This is a genomic window from Curtobacterium sp. NPDC087080, assembly GCF_044745105.1.
Lineage (GTDB): Bacteria > Actinomycetota > Actinomycetes > Actinomycetales > Microbacteriaceae > Curtobacterium.
Genome location: NZ_JBIUZP010000009.1, coordinates 1 through 8,613 on the forward strand (window position 1 = coordinate 1; position 8,613 = coordinate 8,613).

Here is an 8,613-nt window from a genome sequence, read left to right on the forward strand (position 1 = left end):
CGCATCAAGGTCCACGTCCGCCGCGGCGGTGACGCGGTCACCGTCCTCGACGCCGTCGACCACGCCCTCACCACCCTCGACCAGACCCTCGGCCGCAAGATCCCGGTCCTGGTCCACCTCACCGGCGGCACCCGCACCGCACTGGCACGCACCACCCGCGTCCAGTAGTCACACGGGCGGCCTGACGACGGACGGGAGGCGCGGTGCCGGCTGGCACCGTGCCTCCCGTCCGTCGTGGTGCCGGGGCTACTGCGGTCGATCGGGTCCGGTCAGTGCCGCCGCGTACGCGCGCACCGACCGGTTGTACCGGGGGAGCGTCGGTTCGACCGCCTCGATCGCCACCCGCAGCGCCTCGTCGACCCGGCCCGCGCTGTGCAACGCGAGTGCGAGGAACACGCGCGGCGCGACTCCGGTCGCCGGGTGCAGCGGTGCGTCCCGCAGCATCACGATCGCCTCGTCGACCCGACCGAGGTTCCGCAGCGTCGACGCGTGCTGCACCACGAGCCGCGCGGCCCGGTCGGGGTCGACGTCGGCGAGCCCTGCCGCGGTCGCGGCGGCGTACTGCTCGTGCGCCGCCGCCTCCTGCCCACCGGAGTCGTGGGCGCCACCGAGCTCGAACGCACCGAGCGCAGGGTGGGGTGCGACGGCCGCGAGCTCACGCATCCGGTCGATCCGGGTCCGGTCGTCCACGGCGTCGTCGGCCCAGAGCGCGGCGACGCGTGCCTCCCAGTCGGTGTCGGACGGTCGGGTCTGCGGGGTCGAGGAGTCGCTCACCCGCCCACGGTAACGGCACCCGTCAGTCCGGTGGACGTGCCCTTGCGCGCATCCGCGGCACCGGGGTGCGAAGATGCATCGTTGCCCACCGACAGGACGACGAGGAACCCATGGGACACGACGACGCGGCGCCGCTCCTCGACGGGCGCTACCGGCTCGAGCAGGAGATCGGTCGGGGCGGCATGTCCGTCGTGTACCGAGCCACCGACGAGGTGCTGCACCGGCCCGTCGCGGTGAAGCTCTTCCACCCGGGCTCCGTCGACCTGGCACGGCAGGAGGCCGAGCTCGGCGTCCTCGCGGCGCTCGAGCACCACGGACTGGTCGGGCTGCTGGACGCGGGCGTCGTCGACGTCGTCGGGAGCGGCCCCCGGCGCTTCCTCGTGATGTCGCTCGTCGTCGGACAGGACCTGGAGGCCCGGCTCGAGGTCGGACCGCTCTCCGCGAAGCACATCGCGGAGATCGGCTACGACATGGCCGAAGCGCTCGAGTACATCCACCCGCACGGCGTCGTGCACCGCGACATCAAGCCCTCGAACATCCTGCTCGTCGACTACGGCACCGGGTCCGACCGGGCCCGTGCGCGGCTGACCGACTTCGGGATCGCCCTCGCCGCCGGGGTCGAACGGCTGACCGCGGACGGCGTCACGACCGGCACGGCCGCCTACCTCAGCCCGGAGCAGGCGCGCGGCGCCGACGTCGGTCCCGCCAGCGACGTGTACTCCCTCGGCCTCGTGCTGCTGCAGTGCTTCACGCGGCGCCGTGAGTTCCCGGGGTCGCTCGTCGAGTCCGCCATCGCCCGGCTGTCGCGGGACCCCGTCGTGCCGGAGCCGCTGTCGGAGCACTGGAAGCACCTGCTCCGCGCGATGACCGCGCAGGACCCGGCGGACCGGCCCCTCGGCGCGCAGCTCGTCGCGATGCTGCGCGACGTCGTCATCACCGAGAGCGCCGCCGGCGATCCCGCGACCCCGGGCGCGCGGACCGACGCCGCCGCGCCGGCCTCCCCGGCAGACGCTACGGCGGGATCCGCGCCCCCGGCCGACGCTGCACCGGCCGTCGCTGCTCCGGCCTGGGCCCGCCCCGCCACGCTCGACTCGCTCCCCGAGGAGTCGCTGCAGCGCACGGTCGCGATGGCGGCGCGTCTGTTCGACGCCCCGATCGCCCTGGTCGACGTGCTCGACGAGGACCGCGAGTGGTCGCAGTCGTGGATCGCCGAGGGGGTCGACGAGGCGGCGCGGAACATCAGCTTCCGCAGCGGCTTCGCGCCGGTACCCGTGCCCGTGGTGATCCCGGACGGTTCACAGCACCCGGAGATGCGGCAGAGTCCGCTCGTCACCGGGCCGCTCGGCATCCGGTTCTACGTGAGCGTCCCCCTGCTCCGGCACGACGGCACCGCGGTGGGCACCCTCGCCGTGCTCGACGTCCGGGCGCGCGAGGCGTCCGAGGCCGACCTGGCGAACCTCCGCGACCTCGCGGCACTGGCCGTCACGCAGCTCGAACTGCGCCAGGAGGGGCTGCGCACCACGAGCGACGCCCTCCCGCTCGACGGCGCGCACTGACGCGCGTCAGGCGCCCGGTCGGCCGTCCGCCCAGGCCACGGCACGGTCCGCCTGCTCGGCGGTGATCCGGGTCACGGCACCGCAGTTCGTGCACTCGTTGCGGTGCGAGCGCGACAACGGGACGAGCGGGACGAAGAACAGGCTGAGCTTCGTCGTGCGTCGCACGACCCGCTGCGCCGCCAGGACGCCGCAGACCCCGCAGACGAAGCGGACCACGGTGAGCAGGGTGTCGGTGCCACGGGTGCCGAAGATCAGGAACACACCGCGAGGCTACGCGGGCGGCGCGGACCGACCGTCAGCCGTCGGAGACCGTCACGCGGAAGGGCCCTCCCCGGGCCGCCGCCGCACGAGCACCACGCTGTCGACGGTCTCGTGTCGCTCCCCGTCCGGCCCGGTGGTCGACCGCGGTCGTCCCTCGGCCACCAGCACGTCCCACCCGTCGTCCAGCTGCAGAGCCGCGAGGTCCTGCTCGGGCGCGGGGAAGCGGTACGTCCGCATCGCCTCGGGCAGGTCGCCGTGCGGCGGCGCGGCGTGCGCGGTGACGAGCAGGTACCCGCCCGGAGCCACGGCCGACGTCGCCCGGTGCAGGATCGCGTCGCGCGGGATCTCGACGGGCCACGACTGCAGGAAGGACGCGGTGACCAGGTCGAACCGCTCCTCGACGGCCGGGCTCCAGGTCGCCAGGTCGGCGGCGACGAACCGCGTCCGATCGGCCACTCCGGCCTCGGACGCCGCACGCTCGCCGCGCTCGACGGCGGTCCGGGACAGGTCGACGCCGGTCACCGTCCAGCCCTGCTCCGCGAGCCAGACGACGTCACCGCCCTCGCCGCACCCGAGGTCGAGCGCCCGCCCGCCGCCGGCGGGCAGCCCGACGACGACGTCGGCGAGCACGGCGTTCACCCGGCCGGACCAGATGCCGTCCCGCTCGGCGTACCGGGCCTCCCACCAGTCGCGGGCCGTGCCGCCCCCGCCGCCGCCGGGAGCACCGTCCGGTCCGGCATGGGGGTGTGCATCGGCGTGGGTTGAGGCGTCGGGCGCGTGCATCGACCCAGTGCACCGCGCGGCGGCGCACTGCCGCAAGCATCCTTGCCGGACCGGCAACACGGTCGGTCGCGAGCACCCGTCGGACGGGAGGCACACGGTCGCCCGCCCCGCGCCTCCCGTCCGTCGCACACCGGACCCACGGTCGGCGACGTTCCGTCCAGAGTGCGCGGTCTGGGTGTCCGGTGTCCGTGGCCCGACGCACCGGCGCGTACCGTCGCCGGCACGACGAGATCGTCCGGCGGCCACGCCACGCGGGAGCCGCCAGGGTGGACGCGGCGGCGCACGCCACCGCGGTGCCGCACCACCCCGACGCTCCGGACCGCGCAGGACGCCAGGCGGTCGTGATGCAGGGAGCACGACATGTCGACGTACCAGGCAGACGAGCGGGTCGAACCGGTCCGCGTCACCACCTACCGGCACCTCCGCCGCGCCGCACGCCGCGGCTGGGCGGTACCGGAGGGAGCCCCGGCGCCCTCGCTGGCCGACCTCGCGTGGGTCCGCAGATCCGGACGCGGCGACCGGACGTGATCACCGCGACCCAGGACCCGCCTGCCGAGGACCGACCGACCGAGCGGCGCCGGACCTTGGTCCGCGAGGTCGTGCACAGCGGGACGGAACCCGACGAGGCCCGTGCCCTCCACGAGGACGTGTACGCGGGCCACGACCTGTGGTCCCGTCCCGACGGCGATGCGCCGTTCACCTACCGGTACCGCTCGACCGGGGACGGGTTGGTGAGCCTCCGGACCTCGTCGGTGTCGGCGCACCACGGCGGCGAGCTCGTCCCCGGCCGACAGTACCTGCTGGCGTGGTCCGTCGAGGGCGGCGTCGTGCTCGACGCGGACCGCGAGGACGGCGTCACCCTCCGTCCGGGCGTCCCGGTGATGTGTCCGGCCGGCCGCCCGTTCACGGTGACGGCACCGCCCGGCACCGTGCACCTGGTGCACTTCGACGCGGACTTCCTCGAGGCCGTCGCGGTCGTCGGCGGCGCGGCCGCCCCCGTCCCGCTGGCCTTCCCGGTCGCCGTCCCGTCCGCACGGCTCGCTCCGCTGCAGCGCACGCTGCGCGAGCTCGCCGCCCCGATGCTCGACGTCGACGTGGTGGACGGCGCGCGGGCGGTGCTCGACCTGCGCCTCGCCGAGGCCGTCCTCGAGGCGTTCCGCCCCGCCGCCGACGGCGGTGTCCCGGACGTGCCCGTCGCCACGCTCGAGCGCGCCAAGGCGTACATGTACGCGCACTTCGCGCGCCCGCTCAGCACCTCCGAGATCGCCGTAGGCGCCGACACCAGCGTCCGGACCCTGCAGGAGACCTTCCAGCGGCAGGAGGCGTCGACGCCGACCGCGTTCCTGCGGGACCTCCGACTCGACAAGGCCCGGATCGCGCTGCAGCTCGCCGACGCGCGGGAGACCTCGGTGGCGGCCGTCGCGTCGTCCTGCGGCTTCCGCCACATGGGGCGCTTCTCCGGCGCGTACGCCGAACGCTACGGCGAGCACCCGGGCGAGACGTTGCGGGGGCAACGACGGATGATCGCGGTCGCGGGGACCCCCGGTCGGACGCGGTCGTCCCACCCGGACTGAGTCCGTCGGCCGACGGCTGTCCGGATCCGCAGGTCGGCCGGGAGGCACCCGGCGCGTCCATCGACCAGCCCCGGTCCGCCCCATGGTGCGCTGGGTAGCGTGCAGGGATGCAGCGGACGTCACCGAGCACCGGGACCGGCGGGATCGCGGTCGCCGTCCGCGGCACCGGCGTCCCGGTCCTCGTCCTGCACGGCACCCCCGGTGGCATCGCCTCCGCGGAGGCGATGGCCCGGTTCCTGCCGTCCGACCGGTTCCGCGTCGTGACCCTCGCCCGGCCGGGCTACGCGGGGACCACCCTCGAACCGGACCACCCGTCACTCGACGACGAGGCCGACCGGTACGTGGCGCTCCTCGACGCGCTCGGCATCGACCGCGTCGCCGTGCTCGCCTGGTCCGGTGGTGGTCCCGCCGCCTACCGGTTCGCGGTCCGACACCCGGACCGGGTCCGCACGCTCGTGGTGGTCGCCGGGCTCTCGGCGCGGTGGGTCCCGCCCGAGCCGTCCTTCGCCGAGTGGGTCGTCGCGTACACGCGTGTGGGTGCGGCGCTCGCCGCGTTCGCCGCGAGACTGCTGCCGTCCGTCGTCGTCCGCACCGCCGAGGCCAGCGTCAGCTCCCTGCGCGGTCGGGCCCTCACCGCCCACGTGGCGGACGTCCTGCACGACCGACCACGGCGCCGGGTGCTGCTCGACCTGTCGTCGAGCGGCAACGCGGGCGGCCGCAACCGTCCGGGGTGGGACAACGACGTGCGCGTGCTCGGCGCGGTGGACGACCTCGAGCTCGGGGCCGTCCGGGCGCCGACGCTGCTGGTGCACGGCGACGCCGACACCGAGGTCCCGATGGTGCACAGCGCTCGCGCCGCCGCGGCGGTGCCCGAGGCCGAGCTCGTCACGCTCCCCGGCGGCACCCACTTCGGCCTCTGGGACCACCACGACGCCGCCGGGGTGCAGGAACGCGTCCGCGGCCACCTCGAGCGCGACTGAGCCCTGGGCACCGCCCCTGCCGATCCGGCAAGGCTGAGACGAACCGCAGGAACCGGGGCGTCCTGCCCAGCCGGACTCAGGTTCGTGACCAATACGTTATCTTCCCGAGTCGGTCGACCGCCCCGTCGTCCGCACCGGAAGGAACCATGGGACGACACGCACTGCCCGCAGCCCTCGACGGCGCACGGTCGGCAGCACCCGAGCCGGCCGACCGCGGACCACTCGGACCCGAGTCGCCCGCCCGCGGGTCGGTCGCAGCCGAGTCGCCCGCGTCGTCCGCTCCCGGGGCGGTGGCACCCACGGAGCCGCGGCGTCCCCGCGGTCGTCGGGCCGCCCTCGGCCCCGCAGTCGCCCGTTCCTCCTTCGTCCAGCCCGCGAAGCCCGCGCGCACCGTGGCGCTCGCCGCACCGCGACCGGTCGCGTCGACCGCGGTCGCCGGCGCCGCGGTGCTCTCCCGCTCCGCCGCACTCCGCGCGGAGCGCGCCGCCGACCCGCGGCACGTCCGCCGTGCCGCGAACGCCAAGCGTGCGGCGATCCTGCTCGCACCGGCCATCGCGGTGACCTCGTCCCTGACGCTCGCGGTCCCGGCGAACGCCGACCCGCAGACCACGACGAACGGCACGTCGACGTCGTCGATCGCCGCGTACGACGCGCAGTCCTTCACCGTCGCCCGCGACGTCGAGGTGCCGGTCGTGCAGACCGACGGCATGACGACGACCACGACGATCGTGTCCTACCCGACCATCGTCACGAAGTACGGCGTCACCACCCAACAGGCCGAGGCAGCCATCTCGAAGGTGCTGTCGGCGGGTGGCAAGCGCGCCACGATCGTGTCGACGGCGCTGCAGTACATGGGGGACCCGTACGTCGAGGGCGGTGCGAGCCACTCCGGCATCGACTGCTCGGGACTCACGATGGTGGCGTACGCGGCCGTCGGGATCCCGCTCGTGCACTACGTGCCGTCGCAGGACGCGGTCGCGACGACGATCCCGCAGTCCGAGGCGCTGCCCGGCGACCTCGTCGTGTTCGACGACGAGGACCACGTCGGCATCTACCTCGGCGACGGCATCGTGCTGCAGGCGCCGCACCCCGGCGACCCGGTGGACATCGTGCCGGTGTACCCGAACGCGCACCACTTCGCGCGGCTCCTGCCGGCTGGCGAGTGACGCGTCCCCGGGGAGTTGCGCACCTCCCGTAAACTGGAGTGATGGCCACCGAGACCCGCACCCCGTTCGAGGAGCAGCGCTCCGCTCGTCCGCAGGTGCGCCCGCGCACCGAGGGGTGGACCCAGGCGCAGGACTCCGCGGGCCGACCCCTCCTGCAGTTCGCGTCCCCGAAGCGCGGCAAGCCGCCCGTGCACCTCGCCGACATGACCGTCGAGGAGCGCGTCGAGAAGGTGAAGGAGCTCGGCCTGCCCGGCTTCCGCGCGAAGCAGCTGTCGACGCACTACTTCACGCACTGGTCGTCCGACCCGGCGACGATGACCGACCTGCCGGCCGCCCAGCGCGAGGAACTCGTGGCGGGGATGCTGCCGCCGCTCCTCACCGAGACCCGGCGTCTCGCGACGGACAAGGGCGACACGATCAAGTTCCTCTGGAAGCTGCACGACGGCGCCCTGGTCGAGTCGGTGCTCATGCGCTACCCCGGCCGGATCACGCTCTGCGTCTCGTCACAGGCCGGCTGCGGCATGAACTGCCCGTTCTGCGCCACCGGTCAGGCGGGCCTCACGCGCAACATGTCGACGGCCGAGATCATCGAGCAGATCGTCCGGGCGAACGCCGCGATCGCCGCCGGTGAGCTCGGTGGTGACCCGCGCAAGGGCGGGCAGGACCGCGTCGACGCCGAGCGCGTCACGAACATCGTCTTCATGGGCATGGGGGAGCCGCTCGCGAACTACAAGCGGGTCATCGAGGCCGTCCGGACGATGATCGCGCCGCAGCCGCACGGTCTCGGGATGAGTGCGCGGGGGATCACGGTCTCGACCGTCGGTCTGGTGCCGGCGATCAAGAAGCTGGCGGACGAGGACATCCCCCTCACCTTCGCGCTGTCCCTGCACGCGCCGGACGACGAGCTGCGCGACGAGCTCATCCCGGTGAACTCGCGGTGGAAGGCGGACGAGGCGATCGACGCGGCGTACGAGTACTACGCGAAGACCGGTCGCCGGGTCTCGATCGAGTACGCGCTCATCAAGGACATGAACGACCACGCGTGGCGTGCGGACCTGCTCGCCGAGAAGCTGAACGCCCGCGGCAAGGGCTGGGTCCACGTCAACCCGATCCCGCTCAACCCGACGCCCGGCTCGGTCTGGACCTCGTCGGAGCCGCACGTGCAGGACGAGTTCGTCCGTCGGCTCAACGCTGCCGGAGTGCCGACGACCCTGCGCGACACCCGCGGCAAGGAGATCGACGGGGCGTGCGGCCAGTTGGCGGCGGCTGACGAGACGGACGTCTGAGACGACGATCGGTCGGACGGGAGGCACGGTGCGGGTACGCACCGTGCCTCCCGTCGTTCTCGGGTCGCGTCGGTGCTCGTGCTGCCGCGACCCGACATCCGCCCGTCCGCGGCCGCGGTACCCCTCCTTCCGCGAGTTCTCGGGGAGGTCGGGGGACGACACGCCCGGGATGTGGGTGGTGTTGGCGGTGTGGCTCGGGCGAACGTAGAGTAATCACTCGTTGCCGCTGAGGC

Annotated in this window: 8 protein-coding genes; 5 read left to right on the plus strand and 3 right to left on the minus strand. The window is 74.1% G+C overall.

Annotated features, from left to right (window positions below; all coding sequences use genetic code 11):
- Positions 1 to 246: 246 nt before the first annotated feature.
- Positions 247 to 774 carry a tetratricopeptide repeat protein gene (locus tag ACIPEQ_RS16380; RefSeq protein WP_402715990.1) on the minus strand — a complete coding sequence of 176 codons (528 nt, stop codon included), beginning with the start codon at positions 772 to 774 and terminating at the stop codon, positions 247 to 249.
- A gap of 110 nt (positions 775 to 884) precedes the next feature.
- Between ACIPEQ_RS16380 and ACIPEQ_RS16385 the strand changes: the two genes are divergently transcribed.
- Entirely contained in the window at positions 885 to 2,330 is a 1,446-nt protein-coding gene (locus tag ACIPEQ_RS16385) for a protein kinase (protein WP_402715991.1), read from the plus strand.
- 6 nt (positions 2,331 to 2,336) lie between these two features.
- Here the strand turns inward: ACIPEQ_RS16385 and ACIPEQ_RS16390 are convergent, their stop codons facing one another.
- Both ACIPEQ_RS16390 and ACIPEQ_RS16395 read right to left on the minus strand, forming a co-directional pair.
- Positions 2,337 to 2,591, minus strand: coding sequence for a zinc-ribbon domain-containing protein (locus ACIPEQ_RS16390; RefSeq protein WP_126891816.1), 255 nt, complete (start codon positions 2,589 to 2,591; stop codon positions 2,337 to 2,339).
- Between the two features lie 51 nt (positions 2,592 to 2,642).
- Positions 2,643 to 3,374, minus strand: a complete 732-nt coding sequence (locus ACIPEQ_RS16395; RefSeq protein ID WP_402715992.1) for a class I SAM-dependent methyltransferase — start codon at positions 3,372 to 3,374, stop codon at positions 2,643 to 2,645.
- A gap of 524 nt (positions 3,375 to 3,898) precedes the next feature.
- On the opposite strand from ACIPEQ_RS16395, the gene ACIPEQ_RS16400 reads away from it, so the two are divergent.
- The 4 genes from ACIPEQ_RS16400 to rlmN all read left to right on the plus strand — a co-directional run bounded on the left by ACIPEQ_RS16400 (position 3,899) and on the right by rlmN (position 8,380).
- Positions 3,899 to 4,948 carry an AraC family transcriptional regulator gene (locus tag ACIPEQ_RS16400; protein ID WP_402715993.1) on the plus strand — a complete coding sequence of 350 codons (1,050 nt, stop codon included), beginning with the start codon at positions 3,899 to 3,901 and terminating at the stop codon, positions 4,946 to 4,948.
- A 107-nt stretch (positions 4,949 to 5,055) separates the two neighbouring features.
- Positions 5,056 to 5,928, plus strand: a complete 873-nt coding sequence (locus ACIPEQ_RS16405) for an alpha/beta fold hydrolase (RefSeq protein WP_402715994.1) — start codon at positions 5,056 to 5,058, stop codon at positions 5,926 to 5,928.
- Positions 5,929 to 6,074: 146 nt separating this feature from the next.
- The gene (locus ACIPEQ_RS16410) at positions 6,075 to 7,094 is read left to right on the plus strand and encodes an NlpC/P60 family protein (protein WP_402715995.1); all 1,020 of its coding nucleotides are present in this window, start codon (positions 6,075 to 6,077) and stop codon (positions 7,092 to 7,094) included.
- 41 nt (positions 7,095 to 7,135) lie between these two features.
- Positions 7,136 to 8,380 carry a 23S rRNA (adenine(2503)-C(2))-methyltransferase RlmN gene (gene rlmN, locus ACIPEQ_RS16415; protein WP_126892703.1) on the plus strand — a complete coding sequence of 415 codons (1,245 nt, stop codon included), beginning with the start codon at positions 7,136 to 7,138 and terminating at the stop codon, positions 8,378 to 8,380.
- The last annotated feature ends 233 nt before the right edge of the window (positions 8,381 to 8,613 follow it).

Bases quoted from the DNA above. Each gene is read 5' to 3' on its own strand.
- ACIPEQ_RS16385 (WP_402715991.1), top strand. From the start codon at position 885: ATGGGACACGACGACGCGGCGCCGCTCCTCGACGGGCGCTACCGGCTC.
- ACIPEQ_RS16395 (WP_402715992.1), bottom strand. From the start codon at position 3,374: ATGCACGCGCCCGACGCCTCAACCCACGCCGATGCACACCCCCATGCC.
- ACIPEQ_RS16405 (WP_402715994.1), top strand. From the start codon at position 5,056: ATGCAGCGGACGTCACCGAGCACCGGGACCGGCGGGATCGCGGTCGCC.
- ACIPEQ_RS16410 (WP_402715995.1), top strand. From the start codon at position 6,075: ATGGGACGACACGCACTGCCCGCAGCCCTCGACGGCGCACGGTCGGCA.
- rlmN (WP_126892703.1), top strand. From the start codon at position 7,136: ATGGCCACCGAGACCCGCACCCCGTTCGAGGAGCAGCGCTCCGCTCGT.